The following is a 26,468-nucleotide window of genomic DNA, read 5'->3' as shown; positions in this document are numbered from 1 at the left end:
CGCCGGCCGACCTCTCGGCCGGCGGCGGGCCGTTTACCGCTGCGCGGGTGTCACCGCACGCACCGCGGCCTCGATGAGCGCTGTCACCTGGTCCATGTCCCGAGCCCGGTGCACGTCCACCTCGGCCGACCATCCGTCGGGCCGGGTGAGTTTCACAGTCACATCGTCGCGGCGGTGGGTCAGCCAGCTGGCGATCGCCTGCACCAGCACCATGGCGGTGCCCGCGTCGCTGGCCGCCACCCGCAGTTCGTCAGTGGTGTCCGCCGACATCTCGTCGGGGGGCGTCGTGGTCACCCCCTCCCGCAGCCGATCCTCAGCGCGCAGCCAGGACGCCAGCGAGCGCCGAGCATCGGCGGACGGAAGATCCGGATGGACCGAGAGCATGATCATCTCCGGCACGTCTCCTCCTCCCAGACGACGACAAGCCCACGCCACCATCCTGCCATTCCGCGTCGGGACCGGCACGCCGAGTAGTCAGCAATATCGATCTACCCTTGACCGTCGTATCGGCGGTTCATAGGCTCCGGCCACTGCGAGGTTGTTCCCGAGAAGGGAAACACGGCTCATGGCCCCATCGATGCGTCAGTTCCGGATCGTGCCTGCCAGGCGGCTGGCGAGTGCCGCCACGATCGCGCTCCTGCTCGGCATGGTTCCCCTGCTGGGCGGCACAACGGCCGCGAGCGCCGCCCAGCCCTCCCGGTGCAGTGACGACCCGACGGCGCGGTTGAGCACGGTGCCTGCCCGGGAGACCGTGCTCGGCTTCCCGCTCGGCGCCGGGCAGGAGCGGGTCGTCACCAACGACGAGGTCCGGACCTACCTCGGGGCCGTCGATCGCGCCTCCAACCGGGTCGTCACCGGCGTGATGACCACCAGTGTGCTCGGCCAGCCGTTGCCGTACGCGGTGGTGTCCAACGAACGCCACGTGCGGCCCGCCGCGCTACGCGAGATCGCCGACGACGTCCGGGACCTGCGCGACCCGCGCCGGACCAGCGCGCGAACGGCCGCCCGGACGGCGAAGGACAGCCCGGCCATCGTCTGGGTCACCGCGAACGTGCACGGCGGCGAGAAGAGCGGCGCCGACGCGGCACTCAAGACGCTGTACGAGCTGGCAGCGGGCCTGTCCTGCGCTGTCGCCCAGCGCAACGACAACCTGGTCACCATCGTCGTCCCCACCCAGAACCCGGACGGCCGCGACGCGACCCGCCGGCAGAACGAGTTCGGCTTCGATTTGAACCGGGACTGGTTCGCCCGCACCCAGCAGGAGACCGACGGCAAGCTCGAACTGCTGCGCCGCTACCCGCCGCAGGTGTTCATCGACGCACACGAGATGGGCGGTCGGCAGTACTTCTTCCCGCCCAACGCCGACCCGATCCACCACGAGATCGCCGGTGAGGCGGTGGACTGGATCAACCGCATCGGCGAGGCCAACAAGGTCGGCTTCGGCTTCAACGGCGCCTGCGACGACACCGCCTTCACCGAGTGCTACTTCAACTACGACACGTACGACATGTTCTTCATGGGCTACGGCGACACGGTGCCCACCACCGGCTTCGGCGCGGCCGGCATGACGTACGAGAAGGGCAGCGCGTCGGCGGTGGCCGACCGGGTCCAGCAGCAGTTCCACACCCAGTGGTCGACGCTCGGCTGGGCCGCCGCGAACAAGCGCGAGGTGCTGGACGGCTACTTCGACATCTGGACCGACGCGCTCGCCCAGGGCAGGGCGGGCACCCTCGAACCGAACGAGGTGGTGCAGCCCACAAACGAGGTGCAGTTCCCGGTGCCGGACCTCACCATCCGCTCGTACTTCCTGCTGCCCGACCGGCAGCTCGCCGACGTCCGCCAACTCGTCGAGCGACTGCGCCGGATGGACGTCGAGGTGTACGAGGTGCAGAAGGCGACCCGGGTGCCCACCGTGCGGGTCTTCGGCGGGCGCAGCGCCACCAACGTGACGGTGCCCAAGGGCGCGTACTGGATTCCGATGGACCAGCCGCAGAAACACTGGATCCAGGCCGTCATGGGCGAGGACCCGTACGTCCCGTTCCCGTACTTCTACGACGTGTCGTCCTGGAGCAACCCGCTGCTGATGGGCGTCAACACCATCTACACCGGAGACACCGTCCGGCCGAGGGCCGAACTGGTGCGCAAGGTCTCCGGCGGTCGCACCGGCGCGGCGTGGCCCTGGGGCTCGTACACGTACCCGCTCGACTCGGCCGCCGCCGCGGAGTTCACCTTCAACCTGCTCGGCCGTGGCGTACCCCTGGTCCGTGACCTCACGACCAGCCGGGTCGCCATCCCGGCGGCCACTGTGAACCGGACCGTGGACGGGCTGGCCCAATCCCTCGGGGTCACCCTCACCCCGGGCGGTCGGCCCGCCGGCACCCGCCTCGACCTGCCCGACGTGGGGTTGTTCCAGGGCGCCGGCATCTCCACCACCTCCGGCTCGCACGGCGAAGCCCGCTACGTGCTCGGCAAGCGGTGGGGGCTCGACCTCACACCGGTCACCACCGCCGACATCAACGACAACACCGAGGCGTTCACCGGGCGTACCGTGCTGCTGGTGCCGGACGGCAGCAGCGCCACCGGCGGTCTGACCGCAGCCGGGCAGGCCAACCTGCGTGACTGGATCGGCCAGGGCCACACCTACCTCGGGCTGCGCAACGAGGGCACCCGGGTCGCCCGCGCCGCCGGGCTCACCTCGACCACGGAGAAGACCAAGCCGGCGGACTACCTGGTGATCGGCTCGCACCTGCGTGTCGACGTCGACCAGGACAGCCCGGTGGCGCTGGGTCGCCCGGCGGAGGACTTCGAGTTCAACAACAGCGACCCGATCCTCACCCCGAGCGCCACCGGGACGAACGTGCTCACGTACCCGACGGGTGACACCTTCTGGGCCAATGGCTACACAGTCGGGGCGGACACGTTGAAGGGCACGGCGGCCGTCGTCGACGAGCCGACCGGCGCCGGTCGGGCGGTGCTGTTCGCGTTCAATCCGCTCTTTCGCGCGTACAACGAAAATGGCCTGCACCTGGTCGCCAACGCGCTGCTCTACCCGGCGACCGCCGCGCCCGACGCGCGACGCCCGGCCGGCGTCGACGCGGCACGCGCCAGCGCCGCCGCAGCGCCGGTGCCGCCGGACCTGGGCGGCGGCTGGCGGCCGATCACCATCCAGGTGGCGGCCGGCGACCTACCCCGCACCCGGGCGATCGTCGAACGCTTCACCGCCGACGCGCAGGCGTCCGAGAAGAATGGCTCGGCGTACGTCGTGATCCCAAACCCGCAGGGGCTCCAGGTGGACGAACACCCGTTCGCAAGAGATCTGGTACGCGCGCTGAACGCCGCCAAGGTGCCGCTGCGGTCGGTGGTGGGCTGACGGAGCCCGCACAGCGAAGCGCCCGTCCCCTCGGCTGGGGCGGGCGCTTCCGTTCGTGCTAGGGCTATGACCGCCGGGGGACTTCGGTGACGAACGCCCGCCAGGCCACCGGCCCGAAGACCAGCGCCGGCCCATCGGGGTCCTTTGAGTCCCGCACGCCCACGATGCCGGGCAGGTTGTCGGCGACCTCGACACAGTCGCCACCGCTGGAGCCGCTGCGAGTGGACTTGCGCCACGTAGCGTCGATCAGGTCCATGACGTCACCACTTCCTTCATCAGGTCAGTTGACTGCCGCCGAGGTAGGGCCTCGTTCCGTACGGTCTCCCACTTCGACAGAAGCGTAGCCACGTCATCGTCGTTGTCGATGACCGCCCCGCCAAGCTGGTTCTCGAGCTGGCCGACCCAATTGCCATCGGCGGCCCGGGCCAGAATGAACGGGCCGGTCAGCCCGGCGTGCATGCTCACGTCGCACGGCACGACGTGGACACTGATGTTCGGGCGCTCGGCCAAGGTCAATAAGTGCGTGATCTGTCCGACCATGATTACCCGAAAATCCTCGCCCGCCCGCCGCAGCACCTCCTCCCCGATGACCCCAACGAATTGCGGTGCCTTCGGCTGAGTGAGGATCGCCTGCCGGTCGAGCCGAGCCGCAAGCCGCTTGTCGACTTCCTCATCGCTGAGCGTGTCGTCGCAGCGAATGACCGCTCGGGCGTAGTACTCGGTCTGGAGCAGGCCAGGAATCAGAGACGGTTGCCAGGACCGGAGCTGAGTCGCGACACGTTCGGCGTCCAGCCACGGCAGGAACCAGGATGGTGCCCCCAGCTTCGCGACCATGCGCTCGAACAGGCCGCCGTTCTTGAACGCCCGGTCGGCGCCCTTGATGAAGTCCATCGTCAACGCCCGCGTCTCGCTCTCCACGGCGCTGACGTGGGAGGCGCTGAAGCCGGCGCCCCGGCCGAAGGCATCCTGGGTCATCCCGGAGGCCCCTCGGGCGCGGCGAATTTCGGCCACGATGAACGCGGCGAGCGGGTGCGGCAAGTCGGCCATTCGGTACTCCCCACAACTACTCACACCGCTGCCCGGCGGAATGCTTCGCCAGCTCGGACCGAACCGGCGAGCCGCTGCCTGAGCGTAGCGGCCTCACCAGCGGAGTGTCACCGTCGGCGCGCGGCGCGCCAGCTGACCGCGCTGGCTGACCGCGTCTCCCTCGAACCCGCGGGTGCAGTTGAAGGTCGACGGCGCGCACCACGTGGACGCCACCGGCCCCTTGGCTCAGGTTCGGGGGCGACGCCGCTGTAGCCGGTGCGGGCGACCTTCGGGTCCTCGGTAGCCGGCGGCTCGGTGTGCGGCCTCCGGGTCGGGTAGCGGACATTGCGTCGGCCGGATCACGACAGCGGTCACCGCAGTCGCGGCGCAGGCTGGCCGGGGTCTGACGACGGTCGTCGGCACCCGGAGGAGGCACCCGGCCCATGGGCGTACCACGAGCAGGGACGGCGGGCCGGGCGGCGCTCGCCGGCTGCCTCGCCCTCCTGCTGATGGCCACGTCGGTCGGGTGCCGGCGGTCCCGACCGGCGGCCTCCCCCACCGGCCCGGCGGCGACGGTCGGCCTGACCGTCAGCGCCGGGCAACCGTCGTACCGGGTGGGTGAGCAGATCAGTCTGCGGCTGAAGCTGGTCAACAACCGCGACGCCGAGTGCCAACTCAGTCGGGTGCCGGACGGGGCGGTGACGGTCATGTCGTTGACCCGCGACGGCACCGCGGTGGCACCCGCTGTCGGCGGCGCCGCCTACTACCGGGACTTCACCGCCTACCTGGTCGAGAACCTGGTGCGGGTGCCGCCACGTGGGTCGGTGGAGCTGACGTTGGGCAGCGACCCGCAGAGCCCGGTCGGCCCGGCGCTGACCACCTCCGCGCCGGACGGGCGGGGTGGGGCCGCCGTCACCTGGTGGCCGGTCGACCAACCGGGGGCGTACCGGCTGGTGCTGGGCTACCTGCGGGCGCCGCTGCGCGGTGTGCCGGCGGATGCCTGCGCCGCGACGGCCGAGCAGGGCACTGTCGCGTTCGAGGTGAGAGGCGGATGACCGGGATGCGGGCGATCCGAACGGGCCTGGTTCTGGCAGGCGTCCTGGTGCTGCTCGCCCCGCAGGCGGCGTCCGCCGTGGTCAGCGTCAACGCCGACCTGCAAACGGAGTACGCGGGCTGCGTCGGACAGATCCGCGGCTCCGGCAACGGTGCGGTGCTCGACGAGCTGGAACGCTCCGGCAAGAAGATCAAGGTACGCAGACCCATCCTCGGCTCGGAGAGCAGCACCACGACGTACGTCCCGGGCAGCGATGTGCAGATCAACTGGGTGCCGGAGAACGACGGACGGGCGCTGCCGGAGGAGGGAGCCGGCTTCACCGAGGACCAGTGCGCCACCCTGATCCACGAGATGAACCACGCCCTCGACGAGGTGAACGACACCGACCGGGGCCAGTTCTGCACGCAGGGCGGTCAACAGGCGAGCACCGTGGACCCCGCCGAGGTGCACGCGGTGCTGGCGGAGAACGCGTACCGCAAGGCCGTGGGGGTGCCGCCGCGCACGACGTACAGCGGAATGAAGCTGCCGTCGAACGGCAAGGACTGCGACCAGCCCAAGCCCCGACCACCCGGTGGTGGTTGTTCGATCTCGGTGATCGGCAAGGGTTACCGGTGCGCGAACAGCAACGGTGACCCGCACCTACTCACCTACGACGGTCTGCGGTACGACTTCCAGGCCGCCGGGGAGTTCGTGCTGACCCGCTCGACGACCGACGACTTCGAGGTCCAGGTACGACAGACGATGTTCCCGGCCAGCTCGGTGGTGGCCGTCAACTCGGCCGTCGCGGTGAGGGTGGCCGGTGACCGGGTCGGCGTGTACGTCACACCAGACGGCCCGGCGGTCCGCGTGAACGGCGCCGCGCCGGTGGCCGCGCCCGACGGGGTGAAGCTGCCGCGCGGTGGCACCGTCACCACCTGGGGAGACGGCACGGTGACGGTGGAGTGGCCGGACGGCGCCCGGCTGACCGCGCAGCCGATCGGGGTGTGGGGGCTGAGCGTGAGCGTCAGCGCGCCCACCGCCCGGGCCGGCACGCTGGAGGGCCTGCTCGGCGACCACGACGGTGACCCCGGCGACGACCTGACCGTGCGCGGCGGGAAGCGGGTGGCGCAGCCGCCCACGTTCGAGGCGCTGTACCCCGGCTTCGCCGACAGTTGGCGCGTCGAGGCCCAACGGTCGCTGTTCGACTACGAGCCGGGGCAGAACACCGGCACGTTCACCGACCGGCGCTTCCCGGAGCGACTGCTCACCGTCGGGGACCTGCCCAACCGGGCCACCGCCGAACTCGTCTGCCGGCGGGCCGGTGTCACCGATCCACAGATCCTCGCCGACTGCGTGCTCGACGTCGGGCTCACCGGGCAGGTGGCGTTCGCCGAGGACGCCGCCCGCGCGCAACGCGACGCGCCCGCTGCCGGTGACGTCGACCTGGCGGTGACCCGGGCCGGTGCCACGGCCGCGACGAAGGTGCCGGGTCGGGCCGGTCAGAAGATCTTCGTGGAGGTGCCCGCCGCCACCGTGCCGGATCGCTGCGGCGTGTTGCTGCTGCTCGACCCGCAGGGCCGTCAACTGGCGACCGGCTGCGTCATCTCCGGCATCGGCTTCATCGACACGACCACGGTGACCGCCACCGGCGACCATCAGGTGGTGCTCGACCCGTGGGATGCCGACCTCGGGCGAGCGACGGTACGGGTCGTCGCGGTGACCGACGAGGAGAAGACGCTCACGCTGGACGGGCCCCCGGTCCGGGCGACGCTCGCCCAACCGGGCGCGGTCAGCCGCCTGTCCTTCGACGGGCGGACCGGTCAGAAGGTCTTCCTCCAGGTCACCGACGCCACAGTGCCGGACCGGTGCAACCTGCTGCGCCTGCGCGACCCGGCCGGTGAACAGGTGGCCAGCGGCTGCGTGATCGGCGGCCAGGGACATGTCGACGGGTTCGTCCTGCCGGCCACCGGCCGGTACGTGCTGGAGGTCGACGGGACCTCCACCGACACCGGCTCGGCGGACGTGCGACTACGCGACGCCAGCGACGAGCAGCGGGAAACGGTCGCGGACGGACGGCCGACCACCCTGTCGGTCAGCCGCCCCGGTGCGGTGAGCCGTCTGCGGTTTCCCGCTGACAGCGGTAAGCGCGTCACCGTCGAGGTGAGCGCCGCCAGCCTTCCTGACCGGTGCGCGATTCTGACCGTCACCGGCCCGGGCGGCGAGGCGGTGGGCAGTGGCTGCGTCATCGGTGGTGCAGGGCGCTTCGAGGTGGGCCCGCTGCCCACCGGCGGCACGTACGCCCTGGTGCTGGACCCGTGGGCGGACGAGACCGGGTCGGCCACGGTAACCGTTCGACAGGTCGGTTGACCGGACGGTCGGCTGACCCGACGAACGGGCCAGCCGACCGTCGCGGCGTCAGCCGGTGGCGCAGATGGTGCCGTTGAGGCTGAACACTGTGGGCAGCACGTTCGGCCCGCCGTACGCGCCGACGAAGCCGGCGCTCACGGTGCCGCCGGCGGCGATCTGCCGGTTGTCGGCGGTGGGCGTGACCCGCACCGTGGTGCCGACCTGCTCCCAGGTGGCGCTCCACCCGCTGCTCACCTGCTGCCAGCCGGTGGGCCACGCCCAGGTGAGCGTCCAGCCGTCGATCGGGCTGGACCCGTTGTTGGTGATGTCGACGCCGCCGATGTAACCGTTGCCCCAGTCGTTGTTGGCGGTGAAGCGGACTGTGCACGTACTGGCGGCGGGGCTGCCGGTGGCGAAGGTGAGCGGCGGTGAGGCCCAGGAGACCCGCCCGGCGGTGTCGCGGGCCAGCACGTTGACTGTGTACCGGCTGCCCGGCACGAGGTTGTCGACAGTGAACGAGGTGGTAGCCGTCTCACCGAGTTGCTCGCTGACCGCGCCGTGCTGCCGGTGCACCTCGTACTTGGCGATCGGGCTGGCGCCCGGGGTGGCCGTCGGCCAGGTGATCGTCGCGGCGCGGTCGGTGACACCGCTCGCGGTCGGCTGGCCGGGTGCGGCCGGCCGACCGGCGGACGCGTCAGCCGCGCGCAGCACCAGCGTGGTCAACGAGTACGCCGGCAGCGTCCGGCTGGTCGCCGAGCCGGACTGGCTGGTGGCGATGCCGGTGGCGCCGTTGGTGAGGGTGGACACCGTCGGCGCGACGGCCGACGGGGTGAACCCGGCGTAGTCGATGGTGACCGGGTGGTCGTTGTCCGGGTCCTTGTTCACCAGCAGCACGGCAAGGTCACCGTTGCTCCGGCGAACGGCGTGGGCGGTGACCAGGGGCTCGTCGGTGCCGGCGCGAACGAACTGGTCGCCGGTCTTCGCAAAGAGCTTCATCATGCTCAGCCCGTGGTACGGCGCGAACGGTGTGTTCAGCGGCGGTTGGCAGACCGAGCCGTCCTCGGCGCAGGCCCCGCTGGAGAGCATCCCGAAGTCGCCGTAGTCGGTCTGACCGGCCACCTGCGTCACGGTGCCCATGCCGTTGTGCACGTTCCACCAGTGGGCGGTGAAGACGCCGTTCTCCAGCAGAGCGCTGTAGACGTCGGCCAGGAACAGCGCGCCCGGTTGGGTGTTCCGGCCGGCGTCGACGTTCAGCTCGGTGAAGCTGATGCCGATCCGGTCGGCGTTCGGGCCGGCGTACCGGGCGAGCTGCCGCCGCAGCAGGTAGATGGCGTCGGGGAGGTGGTTGACGCGGGTCAGCGACTCGGCGGCGGTGCCGCCCGGGTACCAGTGCACGTCCACGAAGTCGATCTTCGGGCCGGCGATGGAGAGCACTGTCTGGTTCCACGGGCCCAGATCGCTGCCGGCGGTGATCCCGTCCGGCCAGTTGCCCGGCATGGTCAGCACCGCTCCGACCTTGATGCTCGGGTCGACCGCCTTCATCGCGTCGGCGTACTCGACGACCAGCCTCGCGTACTGTGTCGCGCTCTTGTCGGGGTGGTCGTCGGCCTCCCACGCGGACCCGTAGTGGCCGTTGCCGTAGTTCTCGTTGCCGACGGTCCAGTACCGCGCGTCGTAGCCCTTCGTCACGTTGGCGTACCGCACCCAGTCGGCGGCCTCGGCGGGCGTGCCGGTGCCGTAGTTCGCGATGATCATCGGCTGCGCGCCGACGCGCCGGACCGCCGCCATGAAGGTGTCGAAGTCGGTCCCCGGCGCGACGTAGCCGCCGGGCGCGGTGTGGTCCTTCCAGTGGTAGATGTCGGCATACGAGCCGCCGGGGTAGCGCATCATCTGCACGCCGGCATCTCTGAGCAGGTCCGATGTCTCGGCGGTGCCGAGGTTCGAGTCCCAGATGGCGTGGTTGACGCCGAGAGCGGTGTCCGGCACGGTCGCCAGTCCCGCGCGGGTGTTGACGGTCACGGTGACCGGGTCGACAGCCGCGCTGGCGGTTGGTGGGTTGACGCCCGCGAGCGCGCTCGCGGCGAGCAGCAGGCCCGTCAGGAGTGCTGTTCGGGTCTTCGGTTTACGCATGGGCGGGGTTCCTTCGCGCAGATGAGCCGCCCGACCGGTCAGGGTGCGACGCGGGGACGGGCGATCTCGTGGACGGCGGACGCTGGTTGGTCCATCGCTCGTGTCACCGTCCCCCGGAGATCACATCTGGATCCCGGTTGCCCAGTGGACGGTGGTCGGCCCCGCGCGCGGCTGTTCATCGACGTATCACAATGGCACTGCCGGCTCGAGAATCTCAAGTCGCGTCAGCGGACGCTCGACAAGAGATCGACAGACGTCATACGTTACAGCTTGCCGAACGTCGACCGCCTGCGCCGGACCGCCGCGCTGCCGCCGGCCGTGGTCACGGTCGCCACCCCGGCGTCGGCCGCGGCGCTCACCCAGGTGACCAGCTTCGGCACCAACCCGACGAACCTCCAGATGCACCTGTACGTGCCGGATCGGGTCGCGGCCCAGCCGGCCCTGCTCCTCGCCCTGCACTACTGCACCGGCAGCGGTCCGGCGGTGCACAGCGGCTTCGGGCTGAGTACCCTCGCCGACCACTACGGCTTCATCGTGATCTACCCGTCGGTGACCCGGAGCAGCAAGTGTTGGGACGTCTCGTCACCGCAGGCCCTGCGGCGCGACGGCGGCAGCGACCCGGTCGGCCTCAAGTCCATGGTCGACCACGTTCGGAGCCGCTACCCGGTCGACGCCAACCGGATCGGTGTGGGTGGGTTCTCCTCCGGCGCCATGATGGCCAACGTCATGGTCGGCCTCTACCCGGACCTGTTCCACGCCGGGTTCAGCTCCTCCGGGGCCCCGTTCGGGTGCTTCGCCACCACCAACGGCGCGGAGTGGAACAGCGAGTGCTCCGGCGGACGCATCGTCAGGACCGGGCAGCAGTGGGGTGACCTGGTCCGCAACGCCTACCCCGGTTACTCCGGCAAGCGTCCCCGGTTCCAGATCTGGCACGGCACCACGGACACCACGCTGAGCTACGTCAACTTCGGCGAGCAGATCAAGCAGTGGACCAACGTGCAGGGCGTGTCGCAGACCCCCAGCTTCACCGACTCCCCGCAGGCCAGCGCCACCCGTACCCGGTACGGGGGCACCGGCGGCACGGCGCCCGTCGAAGCGATCAGCTTCCAGGGGTACGGCCACTCGATCCCGTTCGACGCCGCGCAGGCCATCCGGTTCCTCGGCTTCGACGCCACGAGCCCCACCACCCCACCACCCGGCGGCACGTCGGCACCGCTGCGCAACACCGGCGCCAACCGCTGCCTCGACGTCCCGTCGCGGTCGCAGACCAACGGCACGCAGCTGACGTTGTGGGACTGCAATGGCGGCACCAACCAGCAGTGGAACGTCAACACCGACGGCACGGTGGCCGGTGTGCAGTCCGGCCTGTGCCTGACGCCCAACGCCGCCGGAACCGCCAACGGCACCCCTGTAGTCCTGTCGAGCTGCAACGGCTCGAACAGCCAGCGGTGGACCCGAAGCTGACGCGGTGATCGACGGCGGCGTACCCCGTCGGTTGCTCGGGCGGGTGTGCGTCCCGCTGCTCGGGCCCGGACTCCGAGCAGCGGGACGCGACCCGGCGGCCAGGGCTGGGGCCGACGGTCGCCATCAGGGCGGCCCAGGCGCGGGCTCCTGCCCAGCGGCGTCCGCTGGGCAGGGTGAGCGGACCGGGTTGTCGTCGCACGACTGTTCCGGCTGCTGCGGTGCCCTGGAATCGCGGTGGCCGTTCATGCCTCGGCCGCGTGGCGCGCGGGTCGCCCAGTGGTGGTCTCGGGCCGTCTCGCGCCGGCCACGTGCCACCCGCCCCACGCCACGATCGTCGTCCGTCACGCATCGGGCCGATGGCGACAGCCCCGTCGCAGCGGCCCGAAGTCGGTCGAGGATCGACGACTGTCCGTCACGTTAGCGCTAACAGTGAGCGATTGTCCATAGACAATGTTCTTTGTCCGCTGGTCGGGACGGTCGCGGCTACGCCGACGACAGTCGTGTGCACTGGCGGAATAGCCTTGCGGCATGCGGGGGCGATTCAGCGGGGCCAGACGGTGGTACGGGGAGCACCGGCGGTTGGTCCGCCGTACGGTCCTCGCACTCACGGTGGGGGTCGTGGTGCTGACCGGCGGCACGGTGGCCAGCGTGACGTGGATCCGCGACACCGCGGAGGGCCACCTCTACGGCGAGGCCGAGGTGCCGGACGCCCCGGTCGCCCTGGTCCTGGGCACCAAGGTGGACGCCGACGGCACGCCCTCACCCGTCCTCACCGCCCGGCTGGAGATCGCGCGGCGGCTGTTCGACGCCGGCAGGGTGCGGGCGATCCTCGTGTCGGGCGACAACATGAACGCCGACTACAACGAGCCCGCCGCGATGCGGAACTGGCTGGTGCAGCGGGGTGTGCCAGCGCACAAGGTGGTGCCGGACTACGCCGGCTTCGACACGTACGACTCGTGTGCGCGCGCTGAGCGGATCTTCGGGGTGCGGCGAGCCACTGTGGTGACCCAGTCCTTCCACCTGCCGCGCGCCGTGGCGCTGTGCCGGCGCCTCGGCATCGACGCCAACGGTGTGGGCGACGACAGCGCGAAGCGGTACGCCCAGACGTGGTGGTTCAGTTCGTCCCGGGAGAACGGCGCGTGCCTGAAGGCCGCGCTGGAGCTGCTCTCCGGTCGGGACCCGGCGCACCTCGGCCGCCGGGAGACGGGCGTCGACGACGCGTTGCGCGTCGACTGAGGGAGGTCACGAGCGTGGTGGTGCGGCGCTGTCGCGGACGATGAGTTCCGTGGCGAGTTCGACCCGAGGGCTCTCGGTCCTCTCGCCGCCGGCGAGGCGTAGCACGGTCCGCGCGGCCAGCATGCCCATCTCGGCCAGGGGTTGCCGGACGGTGGTCAGCGGTGGCGAGCACCAGCGCACCTCCGGCAGGTCGTCGAAGCCGACCACGCTGACGTCGTCGGGCACCCGCAGACCCCGTTTGCGGACCGCCTCGTAGACGCCGAGCGCCATCTGATCGCTGGAGGCGCAGATGGCGGTGGGAGGGTCGGGCAGGGTCAGCAGTTGCGTACCCGCGGTGAAGCCGGCCTCGTGGTAGAAGTTGCCGGGGCGGATCAGGGCGTCGTCGATGGGGATCCCGGCGGCGCCGAGGGCGGCCCGATAGCCGTCCATCCGGGCCCGGCTGCACATCAGGTGCGGTGGGCCGGCGATGAAGCCGATGCGGCGGTGACCGAGGCTGATCAGGTACTGGTTGGCGCTGAGACTGCCCGCCCAGTTGGTGGCGCCGATGGTGGGTGACTCCTGCGGGTCGACCCCGGCCGGGTCGATGATGACGACCGGCAGGTGGAGCCGGCGCAGCTCGGCCTGCAACGGTGGGTTCACCATCGAGGTCACGAAGATGATTCCCTCGGTGGAGCGCGTACGCATGTTGTCGAGCCACTGCTTGGCAGAGGAGATGCGCCAGTGGATGGCCGACACGACGGTGCCGACGCCGCTGGTCTGGCCGACGTCCTCCACCCCACGGATGATCTCCACGGCCCACGGGCTGTCCAGGTCGTTGAAGACCAGGTCGATGAGGGCGGCGTCGGTACGCCGTGACGGTGAGCGGCGGCGGTAGCCGTGTCGGTTTAGTAGCGCCTCGACGCGTTCCCGGGTGTCGGGGGCGACGTCGGAGCGGCCGTTGATGACCCGGGAGACGGTGGGCACGGAGACTCCGGCCAACCGCGCGATCATGGCGATGGTGACGTTTCGGCCGTTCTCCGTGCCCACGGTCCCCCCTGCGGAGCTATGGATCTCCGAAACTTTCAATGCTTCGCCGGTAATGTCGATCGATGGCCGGCACGCTACGAGCTGTTGTCCCAGCGGTCAAGACCTCTGTCCTATTGCGAAGAGACCAGCTAGCGTAAGCAGGGCTTCCAGTGATCCGGGACCACGATTTTCCGGAAGTTCCAGACAGTCCGTCCAGAGGAGTGCTCGTGTCGACCGACATCGCTAACGTGGCGACCGCTACCCGGTCGATCCGCAATCCCGTCCTCGCCGGGTTTCACCCGGACCCGTCGATCCTGCGCGTCGGCGACGACTACTACCTGGCCACCTCGACCTTCGAGTGGTATCCGGGAGTGCTGGTGCACCACTCGCGTGACCTGGTGAACTGGCGCAGCCTGGGTGGGATCATCACCGACCGGCGCCTGCTCGATCTGCGCGGCTGCGGTGACTCCAACGGGGTGTGGGCGCCAGACCTGACGTACCACGACGGTCAGTTCCACCTCGTCTACAGCGACGTGGCCAGCTTCGCCAGCGGCTACTGGGATCCGCAGAACTTCCTGGTCACCGCCGAGGACATCACCGGCCCCTGGTCCGATCCGGTGAAGCTGCACGGGCGCGGGTTCGACGCGTCGCTGTTCCACGACGACGACGGCACGACCTGGCTGCTGGGCATGAGCGCGGACTGGCGGCCCGGCCGCGACCGCTTCGGTGGCATCGAGATCCAGCAGTACGACCGGGCCGCACGCCGTCTGGTCGGCAGCCCCCGCATCCTGTTCACCGGCTCCCCGGTCGGGGTCACCGAGGGTCCGCACCTGTACCGCCACGACGGCTGGTACTGGCTGATCACCGCCGAGGGCGGCACCAGCTGGGAGCACCAGGTCACAGTGGCGCGGTCCCGGGAGCTGTTCGGACCGTACGAGGTGGACCCGGACGGGCCACTGCTCACCTCCTTCGGGCGGCCCGACCTGCGGTTGCAGAAGGCGGGTCACGGCAGCCTGGTCCACACGCAGAGCGGCGAGTGGTACCTGGCCCATCTGGTCGGCCGCCCGTACTCCCCGCTGGGCAACTGCGTGCTGGGTCGGGAGACAGCGATCCAGCGGGTCGAGTGGCCGTCGGGCGGCTGGCCGCGAATCGCCGGAGGGGTGCCCGCGGACGACGTCGTCGCACCCGACCTGCCCGCGCACCCGTGGCCGGCGGAGCCCGAGACGGACCACTTCGATGGCCCCGAGCTGGGCCGGTGCTGGTCGACGCTGCGTCGGCCGGCAGCCCCGGACTGGGTCGACCTGCACACCCGCCCGTCGTACCTGCGGGTCCACGGCGGGCAGTCGCCGGTCGGTCGACAGGCACCCAGCCTGGTCGGGCGACGCGTCGGCGCACGGGAGTGCTCGCTGGAGACCGTTGTGGAGTTCGAACCGGCCGACCACCGTCAGCTCGCCGGGATCACCGCCTACTACAACACGCTCAACTGGCACCACCTCTACCTGACCCGGGCAGACGACGGCCGGACGGTGCTGGAGCTGCTCAGCTCCGACAACGGGCGGCGCACCGCGTACCCGGAGCTGACAGTCAATGTCGACGGCGTCACCCGGGTCGGCCTGCGGGCCGTCTTCGACGGGCCGGCGGTGCGCTTCGACTACGACCTCGGCGCCGGTTGGCAGCGGCTACCGGCCGAGCTGGACGCGACCATCCTGTCCGACGAGCACGCCGCGCTGATCATCGACGGTGAGCCGGCGGCGTGGGGCTTCACCGGTGCGTTTCTCGGCCTGTGGGTGCAGGACCTGGGCGGCGACGGCGTGCACGCCGACTTCGACCTGGCCACCTACCGGGAACAGTGACCACGCGGACGGCACTCGGCGGGTGCCGTCCGCGTGCCCACTCGTCCTACCTGGCCGGGGCGGCGACCGCCCGCAGCCGGCCGAGAGTGGTGCGGAAACCGTGGCCGGACGCGGCCGGGTCCTCGGCGTTCAGGCCGCTGACGGCAATGGTCTGCGAGCGGGTCGTGGCGACGGCCTCCGCGTCGGACCCGTTCAGGTCGAACACGCCGAAGTCGCCGCTGAGCGTCCGGAACGTCGGGGCAGCCGGGTCCCAGGCGAGGTAGAGCACCACGACCTGGCCGGCCTCGAGCTTCGACATGTGCGCCATGCATGGTGGCGTACCCGCGCAGCCTGCCCTTGATCGGCGAGGGCGCGACGTCGGTCGCCGTCCCGTCACGCCTTGCGGTCGTCGATTGACGAGGAATCGACGTACTGGTATCTGTTAATACAGTTTCCAGATGCTCGCGGGTGCCCGCCGAGGCCGAACCGTCGCGCCGGGCCACCGACCGGCTGGCGGCACGCCGCCCCTTCCCCGAGGAACACCCCATGGTTCACAAGAAAACAGCCGCCTACGTCGTGGGCACCCTGCTGATCGGCGTCGCCGCCGTCGGCTACGGCCTGCCGTCGGCGAGCGCCGCGACCGCCGGGCCGATCACCGGCCTCGGCGGTAAGTGCATCGACGTGGCCGGCGCCAGCTCGGCCAACGGCACGCCCGTCCAGCTCTACGACTGCAACGGCAGCGCGGCCCAGACGTGGACCGTCGGCAACACCGACACCTCGATCCGGGCACTCGGCAAGTGCCTCGACGTGACCGCCGCGTCGACCGCCAACGGCGCCAAGGTGCAGCTGTACGACTGCAACAACACCGGCGCGCAGAAGTGGACCGCCAGCAACGGCACGCTCGTCAACTCCGGCTCCGGCAAGTGCCTCGACGTCACCGACCGCAGCACCGCGAACGGCGCCCGGTTGCAGATCTGGACCTGCGGCGGCACCACGAACCAGCGGTGGACCCTGCCGGGCGGCGGCAGCACCCCCACGCCCACCACCCCGAGCGGGACCAACCTCGACGACCCGGCGAAGAAGAACGTCGCCATGCAACTCGTCTCGGCAGCGGAGAACTCCTCGCTCGACTGGCGCGCACAGTTCTCCTACATCGAGGACATCGGCGACGGACGCGGCTACACCGCCGGCATCATCGGCTTCTGCTCCGGCACCGGCGACATGCTCGAACTGGTCGAGGCGTACACCCGCACCAAGCCGGGCAACGTGCTCGCCGGCTACCTGCCGGCGCTGCGCAACGTCAACGGCACCCCGTCACACGCCGGTCTCGACCCCAACTTCCCCCGCGACTGGCGGACCGCGGCCACCGACTCGGTGTTCCAGGCCGCCCAGGAGGCCGAACGCGACCGGGTCTACTTCAACCCATCGGTACGCGACGGCAAGAACGACCAGGTCCGGGCACTCGGCCAGTTCGCCTACTACGACGCGGCGGTCGTGCACGGGTACGAGGGCATGCGCCAGATCCGCAACCGCGCCCTGAACCGGGCCAAGCCGCCAGCCCAGGGCGGCGACGAGCGGACCTGGCTCAACGCGTTCCTCGACGAGCGGGTCGTCGAGATGAAGAAGGAAGTGGCCCACTCGGACACCTCCCGCGTCGACACCGCCCAGCGGGTGTTCCTCAACAACGGCAACTTCAACCTGAACACGCCACTGGTGTTCGCCGTCTACGGCGACCAGTTCCGCATCGGCTAGTTCGGAGCCCGCAGACGCTCAGGGCGCCGCGAGGCGGCGCCCTGAGCGGTTCTCGGGACCGGGAGCAGCCTTGCCTTGACGCTGACGACAAGGTTTAGCCTGGTTGCGACAGGCTGGTCGAGGAGGTCTGATGCTGATCGGCGAGCTGGCGGAACGAGCAGGCACGAGCACTCGAACGCTGCGCTACTACGAGGCCCACGGGTTGGTACACCCGCAGCGTTCGGCGAACGGCTACCGCGTCTACGACGAGGCGGAGCTGCGGGTCGTCCGGGAGATCCGGGCGCTGCTCGACGTCGGCTTCGGCCTCGACGACGTCCGTCCGTTCGTCGCTTGTTTGCGAGCGGGCAACACGTCCGGCGACGTCTGTCCGGATTCCGTGCTGGTGCTGCGACGCAAGCTCGCCGAGGTCGACGACTACCTCGATCGGCTCGGAGCGGTCCGTCAGCAGTTGCACAGCCAGCTCACCCACGCAATTGCGCACCGGGAGGAACCATGTCCCAGGAGACGAGCGTCAGCTCCCTGATCACCGTCACCGACGACACGTTCGCCGAGCTGGTGCTAGCCAGCAACCGGCCCGTGGTCGTCGACTTCTGGGCGGAGTGGTGCCCGCCGTGCAAGATGATCGAGAAGAGCCTCGTCGAGCTGGCAGGGGAGTTCGGCGACCGGATGACCATCGCCAAACTCAACTCCGACGACAACCCGCAGGCCACGCGGCGCTACGCGGTCATGTCCCTTCCGACGCTACTGGTGTTCCGTGGGGGCGAGGTCGTCGGCTCGGTCGTCGGGTCCAGGCCGAAACTCCATCTGCGGCAGAGCCTGACCATGCACGCCGGCCTGTGACCTGCCACCGCCGGTCGAGTGCCGCCTCCTGCTGTTGAGCGTGGCGACGGTGGTCCTCACGGTGGCGGCACGGGTCCCCGCCGGGCGGGTGGTGGAGACGATTGTCGATGGCGCCGACATCGGCGTCGTGATCTGCGGGTGAGCTGACCCCTGCTGCTGCGACGGTGTCCTCGACCCGTACCACAGTCCCCAACCGCCGCCTGGGAGGAGTCCGGCACCGACGAGTCCCTGACGACCAGCCGGCACATCGATCTTGGTGACTGAAAATGTCGTACACCTGTTCTAGTGTCGGGCCATGGTCGAGGAGTTGGCGCAGGCAGACGATGCGATCGCTGCCTGCGCCGATGCCGCCGCCTGGGCCCTGCCGGAGCACGACCTGATCGCCGCGCTCGACGCCGCGCACCGCCTCCAGCAACGCCTCGCCGCCGTCACCCTCACCCTGATCCGTGAGGTCGACGGCCGCGGCACCGCCCGCATCCACGGCGCCTCCACCACCGCCGTGTGGCTGCGCGAACGCTTGCGACTCACCATCCCCGCCGCCCGCCGCCTCGTCGACCTCGCCACCGCCCTCGACACCGGCAACCCCGGCATCCGGCAAGCCCTAGCCGACGGGCACCTCAGCCTCGACCAGGCCCGGGTCATCACCGACACCGCCACCACCGTCCAGGCCACCGCCGGCACGCAGGCCGCCGACAAGGCCGTCAGCCTGCTCACCGACTGGGCCAGCCAGTTCGACCCCACCCACCTGCGCAAACTCGGCACCCGCATCCTCGACCACGTCGCCCCCGACATCGCCGACGCCGCCGCCCAAGCCGCCCTGGACGCCGAAGCCCGCCGCGCCGCCCGCGACCGGCACCTCACGTTGTCCGAACAGACCGACGGTCGACTGCGACTCACCGGCACCCTCGACGCCGAAACCGCCACCCTGTTCCGCGCCGCCATCGACCCACTGACCGCCCCGTCCGGACCAGACGACACCCGCTCCCCTGGGCAACGCCGCCACGACGCCCTCGCCGACATCTGCCGACTCGCCCTGCGCACCACCGAACTGCCCGAACACGGCGGCGACCCCGCCCAGATCGTCGTCACCACCAGCTACGACGCGCTGACCCGGCAGCTGAGCAGTGGCACCCTCGACACCGGCCTCAACCTCACACCCGAGGCCGCGCGCCGACTCGCCTGCGACGCCACCATCCTGCCCGCCGTCCTCGGCGGCACCGGCCAGGTCCTCGACGTCGGCCGACAACGCCGTCTCATCACCGGGCCACTGCGCCGCGCCCTGGTGCTCCGCGACCGCGGCTGCGCGTTCCCCGGCTGCGACCGCCCACCCCGCTGGTGCGACGCCCACCACATCCACCACTGGGCCAACGGCGGCCCAACCAGCCTCGGCAATGCCGTCCTGCTCTGCGGCCACCACCATCGGCACGTCCACCAGGCCGACTGGGTCGTCCGGCTCGGCGACGACGGACACCCCGAGTTCATCCCACCCGCCTGGCTCGACCCCGAACAACTCCCCCGCCGCAACCACTACCACCGACGAACGTAGGGGTAGGCAGCCGAGAACGATCGTCCATGTCGGGTCGACACCGTCGCCCACCGCACACCGCCTTAGGCATCCTAGGAGGCTGGTTGGCCAGGTACCCACTGTGCAGGCCGAAGCGTCGAGCGGCGCGTCTCGGGCGCATGCCGGCTGGGTCGAGAAGAGAGCTGCTCACAACGGCTCGCGCTGACCCGCAGCAGCTCACGACCACCTGCGACGGGCCGCAACGCCGCGTCGGCCTGCGGGCCAGGTGACGCCGTCGCAGGCCAGCAGGCGCCCGACGACCCGCAACAGCTCACGACCGCCCGCGACGGCCCACCACGACCCCGCAACGCATGCAACTGCCTACGCCGCCGGCGACGGCCCACGACGACCCGCAGCGACCCGCAGCGACGGTTCGTGGGCCAACATCCACGCGCCAACGCTTCACGGACGCCAGCTCGTCGTCGTTGAGCGCGGTACCACATGCCGTCGACGGCATCGACGCGGTCCTTGGCTACGAGCACCGTGAACAACCCGTAGCCACAGACTTGCGTGGCGACTTGACCTCAAGCTCGGGTGAGGTCCTAGCCTCCGGTATCGGAGGTTACGCATGAGCATGGAATTCACGGCGTGGACGTCTTTGCACCACGCGATGAACGCGCAGGAAGAACGACCGCTGTCCCGCGCCACCTTGAAGCGGATCGCGCAGTTCGCGCGGCCGCACCGGGCCCTGATCGTCAGGTTCCTGCTGTTGAGTGTGGTGACGGCGGTCCTCACGGTGGCGGCACCCGTTCTCGCCGGTCGGGTGGTCGACGCGATCGTCGACGGCGCCGACAGCGGCGTGGTGATCCGGTTGGCCGTACTGATCGCCGTGATCGCCCTCGCCGAGGCCGGGCTGGGTCTGGTGACGCGATTTCTCTCCGCCAGCATCGGTGAGGGGCTGATCGTCCAACTGCGGACGGCTGTCTTCGATCACGTTCAGCGCATGCCGGTGGCGTTCTTCACGCGGACCCGCACGGGTGCGCTGGTCAGCCGCCTGAACAACGACGTGATCGGCGCGCAGCGGGCCTTCAGCGACACCCTGTCGAGTGTGGTCGGCAACGCGGTCACGCTGATGCTGACGTTGGCCGTGATGCTCACCTTCTCCTGGCAGATCACGCTGTTGGCGCTCGTCCTGCTGCCCATTTTCGTTCTTCCGGCCCGCCGAATGGGTTCGAGGCTCGCTCAGTTGCAGCGTGAAGCGGCCGAGCACAACGCGGCCATGAGCACCCGGATGACGGAACGCTTTTCCGCACCCGGTGCCACGCTGGTCAAGCTGTACGGGCGGCCGGCCGAGGAGTCCGCCGAGTTCGCGGCGCGGGCCCGTCGGGTCCGGGACATCGGCATCCGCGCCGCGATGCTCCAGTGGGTCTTCATCACCGCGCTCACCGTCGTCGGCTCGCTGGCACTGGCCCTGGTCTACGGGCTGGGTGGTCTCTACGCCCTACGGGGCAGCCTCGACGCCGGGACGGTGGTCGCCCTAGCGCTGCTCCTGTCGCGGCTCTACGCACCGTTGACCTCACTGGCCAGTGCCCGGGTCGAGGTGATGAGCGCGCTGGTGAGCTTCGAGCGGGTGTTCGAGGTCCTCGACCTCAAGCCGCTGATCCTCGACAGGTCCGACGCCCGGCCACTTCCGGAAGGGCCGGTCGCGGTCGAGTTCGACGGGGTCCGGTTCGGTTACCCCTCAGCGGACAAGGTGTCGCTCGCATCCCTTGAGGACGTGGCGAAGCTCGACACGCGTGGCGGTGAGGAAGTGCTGCACGGGGTGTCGTTCCGCGCCGAAGCGGGGCAGATGGTGGCGCTCGTCGGCTCCTCCGGGGCGGGCAAGTCGACTATCGCGCAGCTCGTGCCTCGCCTGTACGACGTCGAGGACGGCGCGGTGAAGCTGGCCGACGTCGACGTACGTGAACTGTCGGCCGAGTCGATCCGAACGGCGTTGGGCGTGGTGACCCAGGACGGGCACCTCTTCCACGAGAGCATCCGCGCCAACTTGGCGTTCGCCCAGCCGGACGCGACCGAGGACGAGATGTGGGAGGTGCTCAGTCGGGCCCGCCTCGACGACCTGATCCGCTCACTTCCCGATGGGCTCGACACCGTCGTGGGCGAGCGCGGATACCGCCTGTCCGGCGGTGAACGGCAACGGCTCACCATCGCGCGCCTGCTGCTGGCTCGTCCGCGCGTGGTCATTCTCGACGAAGCCACAGCGCATCTCGACTCCACCTCGGAGGCGGCGGTTCAGGACGCCCTCGCCGAGGCGCTGACCGGCCGGACGAGCGTGGTCATCGCGCACCGGCTCTCCACCATCCGGGCGGCCGACCAGATCCTCGTCGTGGAGGCAGGACGCATCGTCGAACGCGGGCGACACAGTGACCTGCTCGCGGCTGGTGGCCGCTATCACGAGTTGTACAGCACCCAGTTCGCCCAGGACCAGCCGACGGTCCAGGAGCAACGCGTCGCCATCTGACGCCCGCGGTGGTCGGTCCGCTCACGAGGGACAGCCCGACCACCGCGTCGCAGCGCGCCGCCGCTCACCCCAAGGGAAGCACCCGGGGTGAGCGGCGACCGCGGTCAGTCGTTGTCGTTGTCGTCGTCGTCCTTGTCGTCGTCGTCGTCAGCGTCGTCAGCGTCGTCGGCGTCATCGGCGTCGTTGTCGTCGTCGTCGACCGGCTCCTGCTCGGCCTTGACCACCGAGCCGTTGTCCCGGTCGACGTCCACCTCGTGCTCGGTGTCGCCGACGACGATCTCGACGCTCCACACCGGTCGGCCGTTCTCCTGCTCGGCTTCGACCTCGACGATCTGACCGCCACCGGCCTTGGCGAGCGCGATCTCACCGGCGCGCTTCTCGTCGACAGCGCTACCCGCGGGCGCGCTGCCGGTCGACGGCGTACCGGTCGACGGCGTACCAGATGGGGTTCCGGCCGACGGCGAGCTGGTGACCACCGGCGCGTCGGTGGCCGTCGGCGCGACGGTCGCCGCGGCGAGTGCCGTGCCGCCGGTCCGCGAGTCGTTCGCGGCGTTGACGCCGAGCGCGACCCCGGCCACCGCCAGCACCGCCGACCCGCCGACCGACGCCAGGAGCAGATTGGTGCGCTTCATCGTGGTGTCCACCTTTCCTCGGTTGTCGACTTCGAGGATCGGCCAGATCGGGATAGCACCGCGCTGTCCGGACGCTAACGGCGGGTTAAGGCGGTCGGGGGCCGGGTCAGCCGCGCCGGTTGAGTTCCGCTTCCAGCCGCTGGACGAGCGTCTTGCGGTCCTTGCTGGCGCGCTCGTTGCGCAGCGCGGTCTTGAGCTGGCGCGTGTCGAGGCCACGGACCAGCTTGGCCGCCTCCGCGACCGACATCTCCGTCATCCGTCCGGCCGTGGTGGCGTCCCGACGCGCCCGTTTGGCCGGCCCGGTGTTGGCGACATACTGCTTGCCGGATCGGGACGCTTCGCGCTTCTTCGTGTCGGTCGCGCGCTTCTGGTTCTCCGACATCTCCTCCCATGCCTTCTTGGGCAGGTAGCGACTCGTCGTGGCGCCCTTGCGCGCACGGGTGTCGCCCTCCTTCGTCTGCCATTTCTCGTTGCCCCAGCGCTGGAGAGACTTCTGCCGCTCGTCCTTTTCGCCCAGGAATCCGCCGCCGCGCTTCTTGTACTCCTGAGTGACCAACTGTGACTTGCGCGCCGACCACTGCCCCGGCCGGCCGCCCTTGTCGGAAGCCTTGATCTCTTCCTTGATCTGCTCTCTGAGCTCGGGTTTCGTATACCGCGCCATGACTGGCAGCTACCCGGCACCGCAGGGCCTATGCGTCCCGCGGCGACGTCGCAGGCCCGAGCCGGAGCACCACCTGCGCGCCGCCTTGCGCGCCGGCCCGCAACTCCAGTCGACCGCCGGCGGCCTGCGCCGCGCGTCGGGCGATGTCCAGGCCGAGGCCGGTGGACCCGGCCGCGCTGGCGCCCCGCCGGATCGCGCCGGCGGGCATGCCCGGGCCCTCGTCGGCGACGGTGAGGACAACCTCGCCCGCCTCACGGGCCAGCCGGACGGCGAACGGCGTCCCGTCGGGGGTGTGCGCGAAGACGTTGCCGAGCAGAGCGTCCACGGCCGCCGTCAGGTTGTCGGCGGCCACACCGACGGGAAGAGGGCCGGGCGTCAGGTCGAGGGTGACGGCCCGGCCGGTGTCCTCGGCCAGCACCGACCAGAACGCGACCCGGTCGGCGACGATCGCGGCCGCGTCCGAGGAGGCCGGTTGCGCCGGTGCGTGCCGCCACCGGGCCTGCCGGATCAGCCCGGTGACCGCGCGTTCGAGCCCGTCGGCGGCGGCGGTGATCCGGGCCGCGTCGTCCGGGTCACGCAACGACTCCGCCTCCAGCCGCAACGCGGTCAGCGGCGTACGCAGCTGGTGGGACAGGTCGGCCACCTGTTCGCGCTCCTGCACCAGGAGCACCTGGATGCGGGTCGCGAGATGGTTGAGCGCGCCGGCCACCTCGCGCAGCTCGGGCGGACCGGCCGGCGTGACCCGGGCGTCCAGTTCGGCGTTGGCCAGCCGGTGTGAGACGGCCGAGAGGTCGCTGATCGGCCGGACCAGGGTGCGCGCCAGCCGGTCGGCGACCAGCAGCCCGATCAGCACGAGGATCACGCCGAGCAGCGCCAGCACCAACCAGGCCCGGGTGACCCCGGCGGTCAGCTCGTGCTGCGGCACCGCGATCCGGATCACCCCGGTGCCGTCCGCCCGGCCCTGCACGGCGATGACCACCTCCCGGCCGGCCGCCGACTCACCGGTGAGGCTCTGTCCGCGCGCGGCGAGGGCCACCGCGGGCGTACGCGGTGTCTGGGCGCCGAGCACCGTGCCGTCGGGTAGGAAGACGCTCACCGGTCGACCGGAGTCCACGGCGAGCTGCTCGACGGTGAGCCGGATGGTCGCCGCGTCGGCGGTGCCGACCACCGGCACCAGGCTCTGCGCGTCGGCGGTGGCCCGAACGGTGGCCCGGTCCTCGGCGACGGTGCGCACCAGCAGCGCCAACGGCACCAGGAACGCGATGAGGGTGAGGACGCTGACCGCGGCTACCAGCAGCGCGAGACGTGCCCTCACGGCTGCGCCGCCGGGGCTTCCAGACGCACCCCGACACCACGTACGGTGTGCAGGTAGCGAGGCTGTTGGGCGTTCTCCCCCAACTTGCGGCGCAACCAGGACAGGTGCACGTCGACGGTCTTGTCGGCGCCGCCGTACGGGATCTGCCACACCTCCGTGAGCAGCTCACGTTTGGTGACCACCTGACCCGGTCGGCCGGCGAGGTGGTGCAGCAGATCGAACTCACGGGGCGTCAGCTCGACCGCCACCCCGTCCAGGGTCACCTGCCGCGCCCGGGGGTCGACGCGGAGCCCGCCGACAACGAGCGCCGGGACCTGCCCGTCGGCGCCGGAGGGACCGCGCCGCAGCACCGCCCGGACGCGGGCGTCGAGCTGCGCCGCGGTGAACGGTTTGACCACGTAGTCGTCGGCGCCCGCGTCGAGCACCCGGACGATCTCGGTCTCGTCGTCGCGCGCCGTGGCCACGATGACCGGCACCGAGCTGACCGCGCGCAGCATCCGCAGCAGCTCACGGCCGTCCAGGTCGGGCAGGCCCAGGTCGAGCACGACGAGGTCGGGTCGGTCCTCCAACGCGTCGCGGAGCCCGGCCATCGCGGTCGAGGCCGCCGCCACCGCGTGGCCGCGTTCGCGCAGGGCCCGGATCAGCGGGGTACGGATCGTCAGGTCGTCCTCGATGAGCAACAGGCGGGCCACAGCTGGCAGGCTAACCGCTGCCACCGGCAGTGCGGCGCACGTTAACCACGCCTTAGCGAACGGATGTGCAAACGACAAGGACGGATCGGGGATAGTCAGGGGATGGGCCGTCGTTCGCTCCTCGTCGCCACCGGTTGGGTGGCCACCGCCGCCATCGCCACCCTGATCGGCCTGGGCGCGATCCGGTTGGTGGGCGAGAGCCTCACCGGCACCCCGGGCGGGGTGCGCAGCGAGGCCGAGATCGAGCGGGCGCTCGCCGCACCGGAGCCGGTGCCCACCGGCACCACGGGCACCGCCTCGGCCGGGCCGGGCACCACGGGCCCCGCCCCGAGCGCGAGCGCCGGGGCCCGTCGGGGGTTCGCCACGGACGGCGGCACGGCCGTCGCCGAGTGCGGCGTCGGCGGCGTACGCCTCGTCTCCTGGGCGCCCGCGCAGGGTTACCGGGTCCGCGACGTGGACCGGGGCCCGGACGACGACGTCGAGGTCACGTTCCAGGGGGCGACCCGGGAGTACGAGTTGAAGGTCCGCTGCATCGGCTCGGAGCCGGTGGCCGTCGCCGACGACTGACGACCTGAGAGCAGGTGAGGTGAGTGTCGCGGCGGTTCAGCGGCTCCGCAGCGCGTCCACCAACCTTCGGAGCGTCGCGCGTGCATTCTCGAGATCGCTGAGGCTGAGACCCGCTCGGTCCACGGCGGCCCGGCGGTCGGCGTCCGAGCGTTCCAGGAGGCCGGTGAGCGTGGCCAGCCCTGCTGTCGTGAGTGTCACCAGTGGCGCGCGGCGGTGATCGGGGTTGTCGTGCAACTCCACCATCCCGGCTCGGGCCAGGTCGTCGACCACTCGCTGCACGCTCTGTCGAGCGAGGCCAAGTCTGCGCGCCGCGCTCGCGACGGTGCGGGAGCCGTCGGAGAGCACGCTCATCACGTGCCATCGGGCGGCAGTCTGTCCCTCTTCTCGGGCCAGCTCCTCGCTTGAGCGCCGAGACTCGCCGGCCAGCTCGTACACGTCCGCCATCAGCAGCCGATAGGCGTCGACCCGGTCCTGCTTCCGTTCCGTCATCGGCAGCACGTTACCGAACATTGACAGTCTGGCACCAGACTGACAGCATACTG

Annotated in this window: 23 protein-coding genes; 12 read left to right on the top strand and 11 right to left on the bottom strand. The window is 70.7% G+C overall.

The window, feature by feature from the left end:
* Positions 1-33: 33 nt before the first annotated feature.
* Positions 34-390, bottom strand: coding sequence for a hypothetical protein (locus ABZ794_RS04330; RefSeq protein ID WP_238690131.1), 357 nt, complete (start codon positions 388-390; stop codon positions 34-36).
* 187 nt (positions 391-577) lie between these two features.
* Here ABZ794_RS04330 and ABZ794_RS04325 point away from each other — a divergent pair, with 187 nt between their 5' ends.
* Positions 578-3,370: a M14 family zinc carboxypeptidase gene (locus tag ABZ794_RS04325; protein WP_357514155.1), complete on the top strand. Its 2,793-nt coding sequence runs from the start codon at positions 578-580 to the stop codon at positions 3,368-3,370.
* 64 nt (positions 3,371-3,434) lie between these two features.
* Here the strand turns inward: ABZ794_RS04325 and ABZ794_RS04320 are convergent, their stop codons facing one another.
* Positions 3,435-3,626: a DUF397 domain-containing protein gene (locus ABZ794_RS04320; RefSeq protein WP_357514154.1), complete on the bottom strand. Its 192-nt coding sequence runs from the start codon at positions 3,624-3,626 to the stop codon at positions 3,435-3,437.
* Complete coding sequence (locus ABZ794_RS04315; RefSeq protein WP_357514152.1) at positions 3,617-4,417, bottom strand: helix-turn-helix transcriptional regulator; 801 nt, start codon at positions 4,415-4,417, stop codon at positions 3,617-3,619. Before ABZ794_RS04315 ends, ABZ794_RS04320 begins: the two co-directional genes overlap by 10 nt.
* Positions 4,418-4,839: 422 nt before the next feature.
* On the opposite strand from ABZ794_RS04315, the gene ABZ794_RS04310 reads away from it, so the two are divergent.
* Positions 4,840-5,451, top strand: coding sequence for a hypothetical protein (locus ABZ794_RS04310; protein WP_357514150.1), 612 nt, complete (start codon positions 4,840-4,842; stop codon positions 5,449-5,451).
* Positions 5,448-7,796, top strand: coding sequence for a VWD domain-containing protein (locus tag ABZ794_RS04305; protein ID WP_357514148.1), 2,349 nt, complete (start codon positions 5,448-5,450; stop codon positions 7,794-7,796). Before ABZ794_RS04310 ends, ABZ794_RS04305 begins: the two co-directional genes overlap by 4 nt.
* Positions 7,797-7,844: 48 nt before the next feature.
* On the opposite strand, the gene ABZ794_RS04300 is transcribed toward ABZ794_RS04305, so the two are convergent.
* The gene (locus ABZ794_RS04300; RefSeq protein ID WP_357514146.1) at positions 7,845-9,905 is read right to left on the bottom strand and encodes a cellulose binding domain-containing protein; all 2,061 of its coding nucleotides are present in this window, start codon (positions 9,903-9,905) and stop codon (positions 7,845-7,847) included.
* Positions 9,906-10,193: 288 nt separating this feature from the next.
* Between ABZ794_RS04300 and ABZ794_RS04295 the strand changes: the two genes are divergently transcribed.
* Positions 10,194-11,369: a PHB depolymerase family esterase gene (locus ABZ794_RS04295; RefSeq protein ID WP_357514211.1), complete on the top strand. Its 1,176-nt coding sequence runs from the start codon at positions 10,194-10,196 to the stop codon at positions 11,367-11,369.
* Positions 11,370-11,897: 528 nt separating this feature from the next.
* On the top strand, positions 11,898-12,605 hold the full coding sequence (locus ABZ794_RS04290) for an ElyC/SanA/YdcF family protein (protein ID WP_357514144.1): 708 nt from the start codon (positions 11,898-11,900) through the stop codon (positions 12,603-12,605).
* 6 nt (positions 12,606-12,611) lie between these two features.
* Here ABZ794_RS04290 and ABZ794_RS04285 read toward each other — a convergent pair whose 3' ends face one another.
* Positions 12,612-13,631 (bottom strand): LacI family DNA-binding transcriptional regulator, encoded by a 1,020-nt coding sequence (locus ABZ794_RS04285; protein ID WP_210785304.1) that lies wholly within the window; start codon positions 13,629-13,631, stop codon positions 12,612-12,614.
* A gap of 206 nt (positions 13,632-13,837) precedes the next feature.
* On the opposite strand from ABZ794_RS04285, the gene ABZ794_RS04280 reads away from it, so the two are divergent.
* Positions 13,838-15,463: a glycoside hydrolase family 43 protein gene (locus ABZ794_RS04280; protein WP_357514142.1), complete on the top strand. Its 1,626-nt coding sequence runs from the start codon at positions 13,838-13,840 to the stop codon at positions 15,461-15,463.
* Between the two features lie 46 nt (positions 15,464-15,509).
* On the opposite strand, the gene ABZ794_RS04275 is transcribed toward ABZ794_RS04280, so the two are convergent.
* Complete coding sequence (locus ABZ794_RS04275; protein ID WP_357514140.1) at positions 15,510-15,761, bottom strand: hypothetical protein; 252 nt, start codon at positions 15,759-15,761, stop codon at positions 15,510-15,512.
* Between the two features lie 227 nt (positions 15,762-15,988).
* On the opposite strand from ABZ794_RS04275, the gene ABZ794_RS04270 reads away from it, so the two are divergent.
* From ABZ794_RS04270 to ABZ794_RS04250, 5 genes are all read left to right on the top strand, one after another.
* Positions 15,989-17,194, top strand: a complete 1,206-nt coding sequence (locus ABZ794_RS04270) for a chitosanase (RefSeq protein ID WP_357514139.1) — start codon at positions 15,989-15,991, stop codon at positions 17,192-17,194.
* Between the two features lie 130 nt (positions 17,195-17,324).
* Positions 17,325-17,717: a MerR family transcriptional regulator gene (locus ABZ794_RS04265; protein ID WP_210785308.1), complete on the top strand. Its 393-nt coding sequence runs from the start codon at positions 17,325-17,327 to the stop codon at positions 17,715-17,717.
* The gene (gene trxA / locus ABZ794_RS04260) at positions 17,687-18,034 is read left to right on the top strand and encodes a thioredoxin (protein ID WP_305076091.1); all 348 of its coding nucleotides are present in this window, start codon (positions 17,687-17,689) and stop codon (positions 18,032-18,034) included. The genes ABZ794_RS04265 and trxA overlap by 31 nt, the downstream gene beginning before the upstream one ends.
* Before the next feature lie 295 nt (positions 18,035-18,329).
* On the top strand, positions 18,330-19,580 hold the full coding sequence (locus ABZ794_RS04255) for a DUF222 domain-containing protein (protein WP_357514135.1): 1,251 nt from the start codon (positions 18,330-18,332) through the stop codon (positions 19,578-19,580).
* A gap of 586 nt (positions 19,581-20,166) precedes the next feature.
* Entirely contained in the window at positions 20,167-22,059 is a 1,893-nt protein-coding gene (locus tag ABZ794_RS04250; RefSeq protein ID WP_238689998.1) for an ABC transporter ATP-binding protein, read from the top strand.
* 104 nt (positions 22,060-22,163) lie between these two features.
* On the opposite strand, the gene ABZ794_RS04245 is transcribed toward ABZ794_RS04250, so the two are convergent.
* The 4 genes from ABZ794_RS04245 to ABZ794_RS04230 all read right to left on the bottom strand — a co-directional run bounded on the left by ABZ794_RS04245 (position 22,164) and on the right by ABZ794_RS04230 (position 25,359).
* Positions 22,164-22,691: a PepSY domain-containing protein gene (locus ABZ794_RS04245; RefSeq protein ID WP_238689997.1), complete on the bottom strand. Its 528-nt coding sequence runs from the start codon at positions 22,689-22,691 to the stop codon at positions 22,164-22,166.
* Between the two features lie 106 nt (positions 22,692-22,797).
* The gene (locus ABZ794_RS04240) at positions 22,798-23,352 is read right to left on the bottom strand and encodes a DUF5872 domain-containing protein (protein WP_210781415.1); all 555 of its coding nucleotides are present in this window, start codon (positions 23,350-23,352) and stop codon (positions 22,798-22,800) included.
* A gap of 28 nt (positions 23,353-23,380) precedes the next feature.
* On the bottom strand, positions 23,381-24,667 hold the full coding sequence (locus ABZ794_RS04235) for a HAMP domain-containing sensor histidine kinase (RefSeq protein ID WP_210781416.1): 1,287 nt from the start codon (positions 24,665-24,667) through the stop codon (positions 23,381-23,383).
* Complete coding sequence (locus ABZ794_RS04230; RefSeq protein ID WP_091399570.1) at positions 24,664-25,359, bottom strand: response regulator transcription factor; 696 nt, start codon at positions 25,357-25,359, stop codon at positions 24,664-24,666. The genes ABZ794_RS04235 and ABZ794_RS04230 overlap by 4 nt, the downstream gene beginning before the upstream one ends.
* Positions 25,360-25,461: 102 nt before the next feature.
* On the opposite strand from ABZ794_RS04230, the gene ABZ794_RS04225 reads away from it, so the two are divergent.
* Positions 25,462-25,926, top strand: coding sequence for a septum formation initiator (locus ABZ794_RS04225; protein ID WP_210781417.1), 465 nt, complete (start codon positions 25,462-25,464; stop codon positions 25,924-25,926).
* Between the two features lie 36 nt (positions 25,927-25,962).
* On the opposite strand, the gene ABZ794_RS04220 is transcribed toward ABZ794_RS04225, so the two are convergent.
* Complete coding sequence (locus tag ABZ794_RS04220) at positions 25,963-26,415, bottom strand: MarR family transcriptional regulator (RefSeq protein WP_210781418.1); 453 nt, start codon at positions 26,413-26,415, stop codon at positions 25,963-25,965.
* Positions 26,416-26,468 lie beyond the last annotated feature (53 nt).

This window comes from Micromonospora sp. NPDC047187, assembly GCF_040643355.1.
Classification (GTDB): domain Bacteria; phylum Actinomycetota; class Actinomycetes; order Mycobacteriales; family Micromonosporaceae; genus Micromonospora; species Micromonospora salmantinae.
The sequence above is the reverse complement of the archived record's forward strand: the minus strand, read 5'-3'. Positions and strand labels throughout refer to the sequence as shown.